Below are 16487 nucleotides of genomic sequence, written 5' to 3'. Positions count from 1 at the left end.
CTTTTATTTTTGTGCTTTGATAGCGTGAGAAAAATGTGCGCCCGTTCCCATAGACAACTCATCCCGACCCTCGCCAGACTGTGCGACACAAGGCGGGACCGAGCTGAGGAAGAAGACGGAATCCGTGCAAAATCCGGTCGGTAGCCAGCCAAACTTGTTTCAGCTGATGCTCGGTTGCCTGGGCGTCCTCTTCCGCTTGGAACGGCGGATCCTCGCCCTGATTTTTTCGTATTCGATTGCCATCGGACTCTTCTCGCTCATCGTCCCGCTCACCGTCCAAGAACTCGTCAACACCTTTGCCTTTGCCATTCAGCCCATCACCATTGTGACCCTCGCAGGTGTCATGGTGGCCGGGCTCATGTTCGTTGGAACGTTTCGCGCCCTACAGTTCTACGCCGTCGAAGTGCTGGAGCGCCGGATCTTCGCTCGCGTCGCCCTCGGCATGGCCCAACAGCTGCCCCATCTGCAATTTCAGGAATTCCAGCCCCGCTATGCCAATTTCTTCATGGAAACAGTCTTCATGCAGCGGGCGCTCTCGGTGCTCCTCGTTGACCTGATCAATGTCATCGTAGGCGGCGCAGTGGGCCTGACCATCCTCGTCTTCTATCATCCCTACTTCTTGCTGTATAACGCACTGCTCCTGGCAGGATTCAGCGTCGTCTTTTTTCTCATGTCGCATGGAGGGCTCAAGGCCACCATCGATATGTCCCATGCGAAGTATGAGGCCCTGCACTGGCTGCAGGAGATCGCACACAATCTGCTGCACTTCAAATCCACGGACAGCCAAGCGCTGGTGATGACAAGAACGGACGAGTTAGTCCACTCCTACGTCGAGACCAGACAAACCCGCTTTGGCATTCTGATCCGCCAGTACCTGGGATCGGTCGGCTGGCAAGCCGTCGCCCACAGCGGGCTCCTCGCTACCGCCGGATGGTTGTTGTCCATGGGGCAGTTGACGCTCGGACAACTGGTGGCTGCCGAAGTCGTCGTCAGTGGCCTCCTCTTGAGTCTCGATGCCGTTGTCAAACGCATGGGACACATTTATTATTTCTTAACCGGACTGTACGAGCTCAATTTTCTGTTCTCACTTCCGAAGGACCAAGCCTCCATCGCCCTGTCCGTCACGCTGCCGGATCCAACCATTCACGGCATTCGCGTGACCTGCAAAGACCTGGCATTCACCCACCCAGGCATGCCGCCGACTTTCGAACATTTCAATCTTGAAGTCACCCCCGGCGAAAAGATCGGCATCTACGCCGGCACAGCGGCAGCCAAAACAGCACTCGCGCGAATCCTGGCCGGCATGGAAGCGCCGACCGGCGGCGTCATTCGGTACAATGGAGTGGACCTTCGCCATCTCGACCTTCACACGATCAATCGTTGCCGGGGGTTCATGATCGACTCCCAACTCACCCTGTTTGAAGGCACGATCGAGGATAATATCGTCCTCGGGCGGTCCTATGTTCCGTATGGCGACATCCGGTGGGCCTTGCGCTTCACCGAACTGGAAGAAGAGGTCGATGCGCTCCCGCAGGGACTCAAGACCCACATCAGGGCGCCCGGGAAGGCGCTGGCCCCGACGCATATCATACGGATCTTGCTCGCGCGGACGATCCTGGCCCGCCCGCAAATTCTGATCTTTGACGGCATCCTCCATACCATGCAACCGACCCTGCGCGAGACCATCTTACGGCGGCTCTGCTCCAAAGATGAGCCCTGGTCGACGATCTTCGTATCGAACGATCCCAACCTCACACCGCACGTCGACCGGCGAATCATTCTTGATTGAGCGAAGGAGTACGGTGGGACTTATAACCTTTCTTCGATCATTTCGCCCGAGCGCCTCGCAGCTGCTCATCAGCCTGCTCATCGCAGGACTGGGCTGGATGAGCGGACAGGCCTTGAGCAGCGTCGACCAGGACCTGCGAATCATGTACACCGAGTACACGCTCGGCGCCGCCGATCTCGCCCACATTTCCGCAGACGCCATGCGCTACCGGAACACCATCATCCGCGCCCTCGCAGCGGACAGCCAGAAAGACTTCGAACGGATCACGGAGTCTTTGCCGGGCCAGCGCGCAAAAATTCAACATGCCGTCGATCGCTATGCGGCAGCCGGACTCCGCGTCTCACGAAGCGGCCGCAGTGAACCGGAAGATATCGAAGCGGTCAGGCAGAGTCTCGACCAATACTTTTCTGTGGCCAGCACGACCGTGCAACTCTTGACGCAGGAATGGACGGCTGTCTCCCCGGCAGAGCGGGAAGCCATCAGGCGGAAAGCGGAAGAGCATGCCTCCGACAACGCCGGTCCGAAAATGATTCAGGTGAGTCTGGCGCTGGATCGACTGTTGGACACCGTGGCGGACGTGGCCAAGGATATGCGCGATGAAGGGACGAAAGCGATTCAGCGTACAGGTCTGCTGATCGTAGGGGGGAGTTTCTTTGTCGCCTTTTTAAATCTCTTTTTCACCAGGCAGCGCGGAGAGACAGCCCCTCGGGCCGGCGGCTCAAACGAGCCTGCGATCGACTCCCGCCCCCACCCTGTCCCGCTGGCCGATGACAGCCCACAACAGGCGCTGCGCCAGGACTAATTCACTGCCGAGTCACCCGCTCTGCGTCTCACCATGACTGCCCCCCCGCCCGACCGCCTGAAAGAGCTGCCTGCGCTCCTCATCGGTCAGCGGTTTCCAGGATTCGGGAACCAGCCCCGCAAGCGTAATATGCATGATCCTGACGCGATGCAGCGCAAGCACCCGATAGCCCAAGAGCTGGCACATGCGCCGGATCTGCCGATTGCGTCCTTCGGTGAGGATGATGCGGAACCTCGCGGGACCGATTCGTTCGACCCGGCAGGGCTTGGTCGGGCGGTCGAGAATGACGACCCCTTGCGCCATGTGGTCGATAAACGTCTGATCGAACGGATGATCGACGGACACCTCATATTCCCGTTCATGGCCATGCTCGGTTCGGAGAATCTCATTCACGATGTCTCCATCGTTCGTGAGCAGAATGAGGCCGGAAGAGTCCTTGTCGAGCCGACCGATCGGAAAAATCCGCTCCGGATGACCGATCTCCGAAATGATGTTCCTGGTCACATGCGACTCACTGGTCGTCGTCACGCCTACCGGCTTGTAATACTTGATATAGACCGGGGCCGTCCCCCAGGGAATCACCTGGCCGTCCCGCGCGATCACGTCCTCAGGACTGACCTTATCTCCCAGGGACGCCACCCGCTGATTGATGGTCACGCGACCGGATTCAACCAGGCGATCCGCCTCTCGCCGGGAACAAATCCCGTGGTGCGTAAAAAACTTATTGATGCGCAGTTTCTCAGTCACGAGGTGGTATGCCGTTTCAATGAACGCGCCGGCCCGCTTTGATCCGTCCCAGCATGCGGTAGATCAGCCTGGCGATACAAAACTGGGGCGCGACGAACCCTTCGATCGGGGCGATCTCGCTGATGTCCATCCCGAGGATGCCAGGCCCATTGGCCAAGGCCGTGATGAGGTTCAGCGTATCGTACCACCCCAACCCGCCAGGTTCAGGAGTGCCCAGCGCCGGGACCAGCGAGGCATCGAGCCCGTCACAATCGAACGTCAGATAGACCGGCCCGCGACAGGCCTTCACCACCTCTGGAATCCAGCGGGAGGCCTTGCCTTCGTAAGGACCTGAGGGATCGAGGATGTTGGCGGCAAAGAACGTGGCGATGCGATCCGTACTCTTCATCAGCTCCACTTCTTCGGGGGAGATGGAGCGAATGCCGACTTGGACCAGCGGCAACCCGTCGTCAACCACGCGGGCCATGACGCTGGCATGACTATAGGGATTGCCTTGATAGGCCTTCCGCAAGTCCCCATGCGCATCGATTTGGACCACGCAAAGATCGGGATAGCGTTTGGCATGGGCTCGAATCGCCCCCAGCGCGCCTGTATGTTCACCGGTCAAGGTGACGGCAAACCGCCCGGCTCCGACATGGGGCGCAACGAACGATTCAATCGCATCCACCGCCTGCTTATCGACTTTGCCGGCAAGATCAAGCGAGCGGATGGTCGCCACCCCGCCCCACTCACGATAGGGTTCACAGCCGAGCGTTTCGTCGTACAACTCGACTTGCTGCGAGGCCTCGATGATGGCTGATGGACCCCGATCGGAGCCCCGCACGTAGCTGGAGGTATGTTCGTAGGGCGCGGGCAGGACGTAGACGCCCGCGCGATCAGGATGGCACCAGGGCTCTTCAAGCCCGAGGAAGTTCTGGTCGGTGCCTTCCCATCCGGCGGGAAGTGTCATGGGCGTATGCTCACGTGGCAGGACTACCGGCGCCGCTTCGGGATATTTTCTTCCGGGATGAACACGGCAAACGCCACTACCGTCGTCCAGCGATTGGGTTTCCCAATAGCGGACTGAGTGATGTTTTGGGTCCGAACGATCTTCCCGGCCATCTTGAAGACCTGTTCCCGTTCTTTCCACGCGATGTTCGGATCGAACTCGACGCCGAGCGTTGTGGCCAGCATCTGTGCCGCCAAGTCTTCCGTATATTCGCCCGTCTCTTCATCGGTTTCGCCATGCGCATGGTGCTCGGACAGATAGCCGTAGGTGCGACGATCCGTGGGAACCGCCAACCCAATTGACGCAGAGACCAGGCGATTCCGTTCATTCGTTTCCGACCGCGCCATCACACAGAACGTAATCTCACCGGGGTTCAATAACTTCTCGCCGCGTGCACGCGGGATGATTTTACAATTCGGCGGAAGAATCGACGACACCGTGACGAGATTGCAATACGCGACGCCGGCACTACGCAAGGCCTCCTCGAAGGAGGCCAGCTTTTCTTTGTGAACTCCAACGCCTCGCGTCAGAAACATCTGCGTAGGTACCATCGTCTCTTCTCCTTACTTCGTCCGACCAACCGGATGCCGGACGCCTCGTTAGCTGAAATACGGCTCTCAAACCTTCCTACACATGCAGGGTGGCTGTTCTACCAAGAATTGACGCCGCTTCGCAATATCCCGAGGCGTTTTTTTATTTAGGCCCCGGCCGGAGGCTTCAGGTTCAACACCAGCATGCGAGGCTCCGTCATATCCTCCATCGCCGCCTGAATCCCTTCGCGCCCGATCCCCGAGTCCTTCACGCCGCCATAAGGCATGTGATCGGCCCGAAAGGTCGGAATCTCGTTGGCCAGCACCGCCCCGACTTCAAGCTGCCGAAAGGCATGGAAAATGGCATTCACATCCTGAGTGAAGACCCCGGCCTGCAGCCCGTAGTCGGACTGGTTCAACGCCGCAATCGCTTCGTTGAAATGGCAATAGGGAGTCACCGTCACCACCGGTCCGAACACTTCCCGGCAAGAAACTTTCATCGTCGGCGTGACCTGCGACAGCACCGTGGCCTCCATGACCGAGCCCACACGTGTACCCCCCAGGAGCACCAACGCCCCCTGCGAGACCGCTTCCCCAACCCACTCCTCCACACGATGGGCAGCGGCCTGATCGATCAAGGGGCCGACGACCGTCGCCTCATCGCTGGGATCCCCAGCCTTCAGCCGCGCGACCTGCGCCAGCAACTTCGCCGTGAAAGACTCTGCGATGGAATGATGGACGAAGATTCGCTGCACGGAAATACAGGTCTGGCCTGCATAGCCGAACCCGCCGGCTGCGCAGCGCTGCGCGGCGAACTCCAGATCGGCATCTGGCTCCACGATCACACCGGCATTCCCGCCCAGCTCCAGCACCACTTTTTTCTTCCCGCACTTGGCCTTCAACATCCATCCGACGGGAGCGCTGCCGGTAAAGCTCAGAAGCTTAAAGCGGGGATCGACGACGAGCTGCTCCGCCACTGTATTGTCGCAGGGCAGGATGTTCAGCGCGCCGGGAGGAAGCCCTGCCTCCAGCGCCACTTCGCCCAGGAGGAGCGCAGTCAGAGGCGTCTGTGGCGCAGGCTTGATGAGGATGGCATTGCCGGCAGCCAAGGCCGGAGCAACCTTGTGCGCGACAAGATTCAGAGGAAAGTTAAAGGGCGTAATCCCGAGCACCGGACCGATCGGAACCCGGCGGAGAATGCCGAGATGCGAATCAGTCCCCGGCGTCCAGTCGAGAGGAATCACCTCGCCGGGAATGCGCTTCGCTTCCTCTGCCGCAATGGTAAAGGTCTGGACGGCCCGGCTGACTTCCCGCTTTGCATCGGCGATCGGCTTGCCTGCTTCCGCCGTCATCAGACGGGCAAATTCCTCGCGCCGGTCATGGATGGCACCGGCGATCTTTTGCAGCAACTGATAGCGGGCATGGGACGGCAGGGCTCCCATCACGGCAGCGGCATCGACCGTCGATTGGATCGCAGCCTCTGCATCGGAAGAGCTGGCGTAGGAGACCGTGGCAAGCCGCTCCCCCGTAAACGGATTGTTCACAGGGACAGAGGTTTCCCCCTGCCGCCACAGGCCTCCGATTAAAAATGGACGTGGGTCTTGCACGAGAGACGCCCCGCGGATAATGAAGCCTTAGTCGACGGACTTGACCGATGCTGCAGGGACCGGCTCAAGGCTGGCCTCTTGCTGGGCGATACCGGCCTTGGCAATCAGGTCCTCTGTGCCCCAGTCACGAATCGCTTCGAGCGTGAAGGCCTCATAGGTCGAGACGCCGTGGCAGGTCGGACAATCCGGCATGGGCACCTTGAGATAGAAGACTTCCGACAGACAGGACATGCAAACCCGGTAGGCAGGCTCCCCTGCGCGCGGAGGAACGGACCAAAACGATTGTGTGGCAGACATAGGGGTGATCCTTAATGAATGATGGACTGACTATTCTGTGCCACCGCCGTCGGTCCGGAAGGCTCCAGGGGAGCTCCCTGGGAACGCGGAGCCGTGGCCAGCATGCGATCAATCTCTTCCGCAAATTCTTCGAACGGAAATGCGCCGGGGATCGCGATGGCCGGCTCTTTTTCCGTTGGTCCCCCGACCGTCCGGATCAGAATAAAGCCGGGAGTGCCATGAAACCCCCACCGGTTCGCTTCTTGGCGATCCTGAAAAATGGCTTCCAGATGTTGGCGCTCATCGAAACACTTGGCAAAGGCCGCCTGATCCAGGCCCATCATCTTCGCATAGCCCTTGAACGATCCCGAATCCAACCGGCCACCGCCGCTGAAGAGCCGGTCATGCATCGGCCAATACCGGCCCTGCGCTCCGGCGCAACGCGCCGCCACTGCCGCTTCAACGGCAACTCCCTGATCCGCCCTTGGATAATCCCGATACACAAACCGCACTTTGCCCGTATCGATATATTTGGCCTGCAACCGGGGCAAGGTTTCCTTGAAAAACTTGACGCAGTACCCGCACGTAAAATCGGAATACTCGATCAGGGTCAGCGGCGCATCTACCCGCCCTCTGATGCGGCCGTCGTCTATGATCGACCCGGCGCTTGCCTGAGTCAATGGCACGAGGGCCAGCACCAGCGCCGCCATTGTGCGAAACAGGCGCGCCGCCATCATGGGCGGGCCGCGCGCTTCGCTTTGGCGCGCTCCAGCAATCCGACCATGAGAAGAGGCCAGACAACCGTAGCATCGCTCAAGACTTCCGCAAAACGCCCGCCTTCTTCCGGCGGCACAAACTTTCCCCACGAAATGCCTTCCTGGTAGGTACAGCCGCTCAATCCGCCCCAATAATCCGGTTCCGGACAGATGCGCACGCCGTACTGAAACCGAGGCGGCTGCACATTGAGGCCGAGCCGCGAATTGCTGATCTCGATGTAGGGGCCGACTTGCTGCGCCCAATTGCGCGGCACGCCCCCGCCGATCGTAAAGATCCCCAGCTTCTTAGCCGACACGACGTGGCTCGCATAACTATTGAGATCGAGATAGGGATTGAACGAGGGATAGGCGCCATGAATCGCCCGCAACACATCAAGGTCGCTGCCCCCTTGGAGCTGCGCACGAGCCCGATCGAGCTCCCGCCCCATCGCCCAGGTCCCGACATCCAACCCCATCTCGGAATCGGTAAAGGCCGGAATGAAAACAGGGACATTTTTCAGATAGGCGCTTTTGAGAATACCAGCCCCGTCATATTCTTCCGCAAGCGTCTGACCCAGTTCACGGGTCAGGATCTCGGAGGACAGAGTCTGTTCAGGCTTGACCCGTTTCATCGTCTGAGAAACCACCTGCTCCACGTAGTTCAGGTTGGATTCCATCTCCAAGGTGTCGTACACCCGGTTGTAGCCCTTTTGGAACAACTCTTCATCGGACATGGACGGATGGTGCCGATAATGGGTCTTACCGACCGACTCGCTCAGCCCATGAGCGATCAAGGCGCCAGTCGAGACGACCGCTTGCACCATCCCGTGATCGATCATCGAGCTGATGATCTTGCCCATCTTGGCAATGGTCATCGCCCCGGACAGAGTCAGCACGACGAAGCAATCGGGATCCTCGATCATCGCCCAGAGCACTTCGTAAGCTTCGCCTAAGCGGCGGCCTCCGAAGGCGGTCTTTCGCATGGCAGTCAGCAGGCCATCGAACGATGCGATTTGGTCCGGATCGAGAGGCTCGAGCGCCTCGAGCCCATCTTGCGCCCCATCGCGGAATTCACGTGCACCCATAGGAAAGTCTACCTGCCATAGAAGTGAAGAGCAGCACGGCACATTCTTTCCGCACAACATACACAACCGGCGATAGAGGCGTCAACGAAGTTGCCGCGCAAGACGTGACGAGAAAAGCGGGCGAGAAATGCCTGCAGCGAAGAGACGGGGTAAGGGCTTGGTAAGCATGGTGTGGTGGTCCCAACGGGATTTGAACCCGTGTTTAAGCCTTGAGAGGGCTCCGTCCTAGGCCAGGCTAGACGATGGGACCAGACATCCATGACGTGGAATCGAATGGCCACAGTAGCACAGGGGCTTTTCACTTTTCAATTCCTGATGGGGCGGCACGGTGGTCAGGTCCCTACACCGCTGACAGGCCCACGACTTGACAGAGACCGTGGCATAGCCTACCTTGAAGAAAATACGCGTGACGGGCCTCAGGGAGAGGGGATTCTTCGATGGTCGCCCCGCTCCCCATCAGCAGACCCATCCGAAAACATGAACAATCCGCTCCAAACAAAAACCACCGGCATCACAGACTCTCCGGAGCTGATCGACCTCGAAAAACCCGAGCAAGGCCTTGAATTGCAGGTCGGTTCGAACGTGTTTCGAAATACGAATGGCGTCCTCACGCTCCAAGGCAAGGAGCAGGTGGTGCTGGAGATGCAGTCCGATCCCTTGGCGCTGCTCCTCACCATGGACTTTTACGATGACCAGGGCACGCGCATCGGGCACATCAGACGGAACGCGCTCTCCGCTCACAGCGCGGGCCGCTTCACCGTCCAGGCCAAGACCGGACGCGAGGCGACTCAGGACGACTCTCCTTCCGTCACCGTGGCCGACCGGGCAAGCGGCCACACGGTGTTCGAAGCCTGCCTCATACAAAGAAGAAAAGTCCGCATCACCGTCGGACACTTCTATACCCACCAGGGCGAACTGGTCACTATCAGCCCGCACTACTGCCGCATCGGCACAGGCCTCACCCTCTTTGGCGATGTGACGGAAAGCCGCGGCGACGCCGCATCCATCGGCTAATCAGCGTCTCCTTAAATCTCCCGCTGACCCATCCATCCTTTTGACAAGTGACAGAACTCTCGTACAACAGCGGCATATCGGACGTCCTGCCGCCCAGCGCTCCGCCTCCGCCCGCCTGAGATAAGGCCTTCTCCCCTGTGCCGTTCTTATGGTAGAACAGCCGCACATGTCTGAACCGTCCAGTGCGTCAAATTTCATTCGCGAGATCGTGGCTGCCGACCACGCAGCCGGCAAACATGGCGGCCGAGTCGTCACACGCTTCCCGCCCGAACCTAACGGCTATATCCATATCGGCCATGCGAAATCCATCTGTCTAAACTTCGGCCTGGCGAACGGCACTCCGGGCGGCATCTGCCACCTGCGATTCGACGATACCAACCCGACCACCGAAGACCCTGAATATGTCCAGGCCATTCAGGAGGACGTCCGCTGGCTGGGATTCGACTGGCAGGGGAAGATGTTTTTCGCCTCGGATTATTTCGAGCGGCTCCACGAATTTGCGGTGCACCTGATCCGGAAGGGTCTCGCCTATGTCGACACCTTGACGGCGGACGAGATGCGGGCCTACCGCGGCACCCTCACGGAGCGGGGGAAGAACAGCCCCTCGCGCAGCCGCTCCATCGACGACAACCTGGACCTCTTCCGACGCATGAGGGCCGGCGAATTCGCCGACGGCACCCACACCCTCCGAGCCAAGATCGACATGGCCTCGCCCAATATCAACCTGCGCGACCCGGTCCTCTACCGCATCAAACATGCGACCCATTATCGAACCGGCAGCGCCTGGTGCCTCTATCCGTCCTACGACTATGCGCATCCCCTCTCGGACGCGCTTGAGGGCATCACGCACTCGATCTGCACCTTGGAATTCGAAGATCACCGGCCTCTCTATGACTGGGTGGTCGAACAGGCCGACGCGCCGCACCGGCCCCAACAGATCGAATTTGCCCGTTTGAACCTGACCTATACCGTCATGAGTAAGCGAAGGCTGCTGGAATTGGTCAGCAAAAAACTGGTGACCGGATGGGACGATCCGCGCCTGCCGACGATCAAGGGCCTGCGCCGCCGCGGCTATACCCCGGAAGCGATTCGAGCCTTCTGTGAACATATCGGGGTCGCCAAGCGCGAGGCCACTGTCGAGATGCAACTGCTCGAACACTTCATTCGCGAGGACCTGAACAAGCGAGCGCCGCGCGTTATGGCAGTCCTGCGGCCGCTCAAGGTCATCCTCGACAACTATCCCGAAGGCCAGTCCGAGGAATTGGGCGCCATCAATAACCCGGAAGATCCCGCGGCAGGGAGCAGACAGGTCCCCTTCTCCCGCGTCCTCTATATCGAGCAGGACGATTTCCGCGAAGATCCGCCCAAGCAATTCTTCCGCCTCGCCCCGGGACGTGAAGTGCGGCTCCGCTACGCCTACATCATCAAATGCGTCGGGGTGACGAAAGATTCGCAGACCGGAGAAATCACGGCACTCCATTGCACCTACGACCCCACGACCATGAGCGGCGCATCCCAGGAGCAACGCAAAGTCAAAGCCACGATCCATTGGGTATCCGCAGACCATGCGGTGAAAGCCGAAGTCCGTCTCTATAATCCTTTACTGACGACCGACCTGGCGAAGGTGCCGCAGGACCAGGATTGGACGACCTATCTCAACCCCACGTCGCTGGAACGAATCACAGGCTGCCTCGTCGAGCCCAGTTTGCAGCAAACGGCACCCGGCGCCCGGTACCAATTCGAACGGCTGGGCTACTTCTGTACCGACCAAGATTCGACAGCAGAGGCGCTGGTCTTCAACCGCACCGTGCCACTCAAGGACGCCTGGGCCAAAATCGAAAAGGCGCAACCCTCCAAGTAAGGGACAGGGTGGTCGCCTCATCGACTCTCGAATTCAGCATGGTATAATGCCGAATATGACTTGCCCCCTCTGCCGCCAACCCACTACGTGGGACGGCAATCCCTGGTGCCCCTTCTGCTCGAAACGATGCCAAGTGACCGACCTCGGCGCCTGGGCAACGGACCGCTACCGCATACCAGGCCCCCCTCTCACCCTCGACACCTCGTTCTCCAACTCATCGGAAGACGGCGACGATCGAGACACCGGGTGACGCAATCCCGTTTGCGCGTTTCCTGGTTGGCAAGCCTCTGACATCTTGCTATGGTTACGGTCCGATTAGACCCCTCACTAGGAGCACAAGCCATGCTGCCGACCAACGGCTATGCAGCAATGACCGCCAAGGCTGCCCTGCAACCCTTCTCCTTTACACGACGGGACGTGGGTTCCCATGACGTGCTCATCGCGATCACCCATTGCGGCATCTGCCATTCTGATATTCATCAAGCCCGCGACGAATGGGGCGGCTCGATTTTCCCCATGGTGCCGGGTCATGAAATTGTCGGCAGGGTCACGCAGGTCGGGAGCTCGGTCACACGGTTCCATGTGGGCGAAACAGCCGGCGTCGGCTGTTTCGTGGATTCCTGCCGGACCTGTCCCGCCTGCCGCGAGGGCCAGGAGCAATATTGCGAAGCCGGCATGCTCCTCACCTATAGCGGCCGCGATAAAGACGGCCAACCGACGCAAGGCGGCTACTCTACTCAGATCGTCGTAGACGAACAGTACGTGCTGCGGATTCCCTCAGCCCTGTCGCCTGCCGGATCCGCCCCGCTCTTATGCGCGGGAATCACGACCTACTCCCCGCTGCGCCATTGGGGCGTCGGCAAGTATCACAAGCTGGCGGTCGTAGGATTGGGCGGACTGGGCCATATGGCGGTGAAGATTGGCAAGGCGCTCGGAGCCCAGGTCACCGTCTTGAGCACCTCCGAACGGAAACGGAAAGATGCAGAGCGGCTCGGCGCATCGGACTTCGCCCTCACCTCCCAGCCCGAGACCTTTGCCAAACTGCAGCGGCGCTTTGACTTTATCCTCGATACCGTTTCCGCGCCGCACAATTACAACGACTATCTTAATTTATTGAAAACCGACGGCACGATGATTCTCGTCGGTGTGCCGGATAAACCGACACTCCTGGAACCCTTTCCCCTCATCCTGCATCGCCGCCGCATCGCTGGCTCCGTCATCGGCGGCATCCGTGAAACGCAGGAGATGCTCGACTTTTGCGCGACGCACCAGATCGAGTCAGATGTTGAAGTGATTCCCATTCAACAAGTCAACGAAGCCTACGAACGAGTCCTCCGCGGCGACGTGCGGTTTCGATTCGTCATCGATCTCGGGTCAATGACGTAGGAACTCTTGTGCCAAACTGACGACGTTCCTGTTTCTGTGGAAGGAAGCCCCCTCATGCGTCAATCGCGGGAAACATTGAAACTGCAGCTCAAGGCAGGCACAACCGAACCACAGGGGACTGGCGAACATCTCAACCACAAGGATAACAAACAGCCACCCTCCCTTTCCGTTAATCCTAAGGCCTGGCAACCGATCTTGGAGGCCCAGAGACCAGGACGCCCCGATATTCTCGCAAAAATACTAGACCTCTACCTTAAGGATTCGAGGAAATTGGTCGATACGCTGCTGGCAGCGCTCGCAAACCGGGATAGCAAGGCCCTCTTAGAATCGGCCCACGGGTTAAAATCCTGCAGCGCCATAGTAGGTGCCGTCCGGCTCTCCGAACTGTGCGATCAGCTTGAAGGGCTCAGAACCTCTCAATCCCTGGAAGAAGCGTCGACGCTCATCCCGGTGGTACGACAAGAGTTCGACCGCGTCTGCAATATATTTTCAGCTGAACTGGCTCGAAGAGCTTCCTAGGACACGCCTCTCCATCCTTCCTCCTTGGCATTCGTCGAAAACGATAGCGATTCCATGCAGCTCTTGCCGCTACGCGCGGAAAGAAGTACGACTTGCCATAGCGTGGGGGGAATGAGAGAAGCGATCAAAGAAAATGGCTGGGGGACTAGGAATCGAACCTAGGTAGCCGGCTCCAAAGGCCGGCGTCCTACCGCTAGACGATCCCCCAGCGCGGTACGGAATCGAGGCATGGATCTGAAAGTACGGGGCGGGAAAGATTATTTGGCTGGGGGACTAGGAATCGAACCTAGGTAGTCAGATCCAGAAACTGACGTCCTACCGCTAGACGATCCCCCAACCTAGAGCCACAATAATATAAGGCTCTTGGCTTCGTCAAGATCGATGCTGATCGGAACGGAACTTTCTCAGGCCTGCGAGGCCCGGTCGAGCCCCTGGCGAAGGCGAAAAATGGTCCTGTCTCGCCCTAAGACCTCCATCACTTCAAAAAGGCCAGGACTGGCTGTGCGGCCGGTCAAGGCCACACGGACCGGCTGAGCCAGCTGGCCCATCTTCATCCCTTCTGCCTCGACCAGCTGCTTAAAGGCCTCTTCCCATTGCTGCTTGGAGAAGACAGGGAAGGATTCGAAGCGAACGAGCAATTTACCAAGGACCGGCGCGATAGCCGGCGTCAGAAACTTCTTCGCCGCGTCCTCATCGAAGGTCACGGCCTGCCCGAAATAGGGCCTTACCCATTCGACCATCTCCACCAGCGTCTTCGCCCGCTCTTTCACGAGGACGACCAGTTGTGCGAGCCAATCGGGCGCAACAGCCCGGACTTCGCCTGTCAGGCCCGCGGCCTCCAGGAGGGGCACCAGAGCCTGAGCGACCAAAGCCGGCTGGCTGACCTTGAGATATTCCGCGTTCACCCAGATCAGCTTCTCAGGATTGAACACGGCAGGTGAGGTCTGCACATTCTTCCAGGAAAACTTCTCGATCAGCTCCTGGCGAGTGAAGAGCTCCTGGTCCCCATGCGACCACCCGAGCCGCACGAGATAATTCACCATGGCATCCGGCAGATAACCCATGTCTCTATAGGCCATAATCGAAGTGGCTCCATGCCGCTTCGACAGGCGGGATTTATCCGCACCCAGAATCATCGGCAAATGCCCGAACTGAGGAACGGGAAACCCGAGCGCTTGAAAGATTGGGATCTGCCGCGGCGTATTGGTCAAGTGATCGTCGCCCCGCACCACATGAGTAATGTTCATCAGCGCATCATCGACCACCACTGAAAAGTTGTATGTCGGGTAACCGTTCGACCGGAGAATGATCAGATCGTCCTGCACACTATTATCGAAGACAATCTTGCCCTTGATCAGGTCGTCGACCGCCGTCTCACCCTCTAACGGAGCCTTGAAACGCAGGGCCGCATCGCCGGCTGGATTGGCCAGGCCACGATCACGGCAACGGCTATCGTATTTCGGAGACAGCCCCTTGGCCTCTGCTTCCTTCCGCCTGGCTTCGAGTTCTTCCGCTTTGCAGGAACACCAATAGGCTTGGCCCTTCTCCAACAGCTGCATCGCATAGCTGCGATAGAGGTCGATACGCTCGGTCTGACGGAAGGGCCCCTCGTCCCAATCTAGCCCCACCCACTTCAGCCCCTCAAGGATGGCCTGGATCGACTCATCGGTCGAGCGGTCCTGGTCCGTGTCTTCGATGCGAAGGACAAACACGCCCTTCTGCTGACGAGCAAAGAGCCAATTGAACAGAGCTGTGCGAACCCCACCGATGTGGAGAAAACCTGTGGGGCTGGGGGCAAATCTCACTCTGACTTGGCTCATCGAATAATCCTATATCGTTGCGGAACGGTCGGTATCTATAGCATGGGGTGAAAAGTCTTGTACAGAATCGCTTGTGGCGCGCCCTTTCATCCGGAGCGGTCATCTGATAAGAGAATAGGGAGGAGATCGTCATGGCGGAACCTACACAACCGGCAACGGTCCTCTCGGTCATGGATCTCACGCCCCACGTTCGTCAATTGGTTCTGCTCCCCAAAACTCAGAAGATCCTCTTCCAGCCAGGTCAGTGGGTCTCCATGCAACTCCCTGTCGGCATCAAACCTCCCCTCAATCGCGCCTATTCGTTGGCAGAGCCCCCTTCCCAGGCAGGGCAACTGACCCTGGTCTTCGATCGAGTTCCTGATGGAACCGGCTCGAACTATCTCTACGGGCTCAAGCCGGGCGATGAGCTCCTGCTGTCCGGCCCCTATGGGAACTTCTCACTGCCCCCCTCCCTCGATCGAGAACTGCTCCTCGTCAGTCGCTACACCGGCATCGTGCCGATCCGCTGCATGTTGAAGCAGTTGGCGATAGCAGGCCTGCTACCGGCCACCACCTTGATTGCGGTCGGTCCGGCTGAGAGTGAACGGCTCTACCACGCTGAACTGCAGGCCTTAGCCGCACAGCAACCCTCATTCCGATATATACCGATGGTGCTGAAGGGGACAGACGAGGAAGTGGTCGAAGCGACGCTGACCGTCCTGCGCCCCCTCGTCGCAGGCAAACAGAAAATGACGCCATTCCTCAGCGGGGTGAAGGGATTCGTGCGGCCATTGAGAGCCTATCTTATGGAAACGGGATACGAGCGGAAAGAAGTGAAAACTGAAGCCTACGACTAGTGCCCTTCCTTCACGAGGTTCTTGTTCACAGCCGGGATCTCAACCACGATATCTTTCGTACCGTTCGGCACACATTGGCAGCCGAGCCGTGACTGCAACGTGGTGAGCGGCGCCTTCTCTAACTGGTCGAACTCATCGTCCGTCCCTTCACTACAGCTCTCCAGCCCCTGCTTCACGATGATGTGGCAGGTCGAACAGGCGCAGACCCCCCCGCAGACATGTTCCAATGCCACCCCGCTACCCATCGCCACATCCAGGAGACTTCCCGGAAGCCCTGTCGGGCCGTAGGGGATCTTGGCTGGATCGACCAAAACCTTCGTCGTCACTCCATCGGGAGCGACAAAGGTGACGCTATAGGCTCGCTGAGGCAGCTCATAGTTAGCTTTTTCAATATAGGGATTGGTTCCGCCCATATACCGTTCCTTTCGAGGCCAAATTCAGTCTTCGTTCCTATTGTTGACAGGCCAGAAAC

17 protein-coding genes and 3 tRNA genes are annotated in these 16487 nt (G+C 58.9%); 8 read left to right on the top strand and 12 right to left on the bottom strand.

Annotated elements, in window-relative coordinates; translation table 11 throughout:
- Positions 1 to 124: 124 nt before the first annotated feature.
- Both NT179_10390 and NT179_10385 read left to right on the top strand, forming a co-directional pair.
- Positions 125 to 1789 (top strand): ATP-binding cassette domain-containing protein, encoded by a 1665-nt coding sequence (locus NT179_10390; protein MCX5722417.1) that lies wholly within the window; start codon positions 125 to 127, stop codon positions 1787 to 1789.
- 13 nt (positions 1790 to 1802) lie between these two features.
- A complete protein-coding gene (locus NT179_10385) occupies positions 1803 to 2591 on the top strand; it encodes an MCP four helix bundle domain-containing protein (GenBank protein ID MCX5722416.1) in 789 nt (262 codons plus the stop codon).
- Between the two features lie 12 nt (positions 2592 to 2603).
- On the opposite strand, the gene NT179_10380 is transcribed toward NT179_10385, so the two are convergent.
- The 8 genes from NT179_10380 to NT179_10345 all read right to left on the bottom strand — a co-directional run bounded on the left by NT179_10380 (position 2604) and on the right by NT179_10345 (position 8829).
- Positions 2604 to 3326: a pseudouridine synthase gene (locus NT179_10380; GenBank protein ID MCX5722415.1), complete on the bottom strand. Its 723-nt coding sequence runs from the start codon at positions 3324 to 3326 to the stop codon at positions 2604 to 2606.
- 28 nt (positions 3327 to 3354) lie between these two features.
- Positions 3355 to 4287: an agmatinase gene (gene speB, locus NT179_10375; protein ID MCX5722414.1), complete on the bottom strand. Its 933-nt coding sequence runs from the start codon at positions 4285 to 4287 to the stop codon at positions 3355 to 3357.
- Positions 4288 to 4310: 23 nt separating this feature from the next.
- Positions 4311 to 4877: an arginine decarboxylase, pyruvoyl-dependent gene (locus NT179_10370; protein ID MCX5722413.1), complete on the bottom strand. Its 567-nt coding sequence runs from the start codon at positions 4875 to 4877 to the stop codon at positions 4311 to 4313.
- Between the two features lie 146 nt (positions 4878 to 5023).
- Positions 5024 to 6463 carry an aldehyde dehydrogenase family protein gene (locus NT179_10365; GenBank protein MCX5722412.1) on the bottom strand — a complete coding sequence of 480 codons (1440 nt, stop codon included), beginning with the start codon at positions 6461 to 6463 and terminating at the stop codon, positions 5024 to 5026.
- A gap of 27 nt (positions 6464 to 6490) precedes the next feature.
- A complete protein-coding gene (locus NT179_10360) occupies positions 6491 to 6760 on the bottom strand; it encodes a hypothetical protein (protein MCX5722411.1) in 270 nt (89 codons plus the stop codon).
- Positions 6761 to 6771: 11 nt separating this feature from the next.
- Positions 6772 to 7476: a thioredoxin domain-containing protein gene (locus NT179_10355; protein MCX5722410.1), complete on the bottom strand. Its 705-nt coding sequence runs from the start codon at positions 7474 to 7476 to the stop codon at positions 6772 to 6774.
- Positions 7473 to 8579 carry a deoxyhypusine synthase family protein gene (locus NT179_10350; GenBank protein MCX5722409.1) on the bottom strand — a complete coding sequence of 369 codons (1107 nt, stop codon included), beginning with the start codon at positions 8577 to 8579 and terminating at the stop codon, positions 7473 to 7475. Before NT179_10350 ends, NT179_10355 begins: the two co-directional genes overlap by 4 nt.
- A 172-nt stretch (positions 8580 to 8751) precedes the next feature.
- A tRNA-Glu gene (locus NT179_10345) sits at positions 8752 to 8829 on the bottom strand.
- Positions 8830 to 9056: 227 nt separating this feature from the next.
- Here NT179_10345 and NT179_10340 point away from each other — a divergent pair.
- The 5 genes from NT179_10340 to NT179_10320 all read left to right on the top strand — a co-directional run bounded on the left by NT179_10340 (position 9057) and on the right by NT179_10320 (position 13359).
- Positions 9057 to 9593 (top strand): hypothetical protein, encoded by a 537-nt coding sequence (locus NT179_10340; protein ID MCX5722408.1) that lies wholly within the window; start codon positions 9057 to 9059, stop codon positions 9591 to 9593.
- 166 nt (positions 9594 to 9759) lie between these two features.
- Positions 9760 to 11454, top strand: a complete 1695-nt coding sequence (locus tag NT179_10335; GenBank protein ID MCX5722407.1) for a glutamine--tRNA ligase/YqeY domain fusion protein — start codon at positions 9760 to 9762, stop codon at positions 11452 to 11454.
- A 46-nt stretch (positions 11455 to 11500) separates the two neighbouring features.
- Positions 11501 to 11704, top strand: a complete 204-nt coding sequence (yacG, locus tag NT179_10330) for a DNA gyrase inhibitor YacG (protein ID MCX5722406.1) — start codon at positions 11501 to 11503, stop codon at positions 11702 to 11704.
- A 92-nt stretch (positions 11705 to 11796) separates the two neighbouring features.
- Positions 11797 to 12840 carry an NAD(P)-dependent alcohol dehydrogenase gene (locus NT179_10325; protein ID MCX5722405.1) on the top strand — a complete coding sequence of 348 codons (1044 nt, stop codon included), beginning with the start codon at positions 11797 to 11799 and terminating at the stop codon, positions 12838 to 12840.
- A 54-nt stretch (positions 12841 to 12894) separates the two neighbouring features.
- A complete protein-coding gene (locus NT179_10320; protein ID MCX5722404.1) occupies positions 12895 to 13359 on the top strand; it encodes an Hpt domain-containing protein in 465 nt (154 codons plus the stop codon).
- A 134-nt stretch (positions 13360 to 13493) separates the two neighbouring features.
- Here the strand turns inward: NT179_10320 and NT179_10315 are convergent.
- The 3 genes from NT179_10315 to gltX all read right to left on the bottom strand — a co-directional run bounded on the left by NT179_10315 (position 13494) and on the right by gltX (position 15179).
- Positions 13494 to 13567, bottom strand: a tRNA-Gln gene (locus NT179_10315).
- Between the two features lie 54 nt (positions 13568 to 13621).
- Positions 13622 to 13695: transfer RNA gene (locus NT179_10310), tRNA-Gln, on the bottom strand.
- 68 nt (positions 13696 to 13763) lie between these two features.
- Positions 13764 to 15179 (bottom strand): glutamate--tRNA ligase, encoded by a 1416-nt coding sequence (gltX, locus tag NT179_10305; protein ID MCX5722403.1) that lies wholly within the window; start codon positions 15177 to 15179, stop codon positions 13764 to 13766.
- A gap of 131 nt (positions 15180 to 15310) precedes the next feature.
- On the opposite strand from gltX, the gene NT179_10300 reads away from it, so the two are divergent.
- On the top strand, positions 15311 to 16015 hold the full coding sequence (locus NT179_10300; GenBank protein MCX5722402.1) for an FAD-dependent oxidoreductase: 705 nt from the start codon (positions 15311 to 15313) through the stop codon (positions 16013 to 16015).
- Here the strand turns inward: NT179_10300 and NT179_10295 are convergent.
- Positions 16012 to 16428, bottom strand: coding sequence for a 2Fe-2S iron-sulfur cluster-binding protein (locus NT179_10295; protein ID MCX5722401.1), 417 nt, complete (start codon positions 16426 to 16428; stop codon positions 16012 to 16014). The genes NT179_10300 and NT179_10295 overlap by 4 nt on opposite strands.
- Positions 16429 to 16487: the final 59 nt, after the last annotated feature.

This window comes from Nitrospirota bacterium, from assembly GCA_026387665.1.
In the GTDB taxonomy this organism is placed as follows: Bacteria; Nitrospirota; Nitrospiria; order Nitrospirales; family Nitrospiraceae; genus Palsa-1315.
Note: the sequence above shows the minus strand (reverse complement) of the source record. Positions and strands in the feature narration are given on the sequence as shown.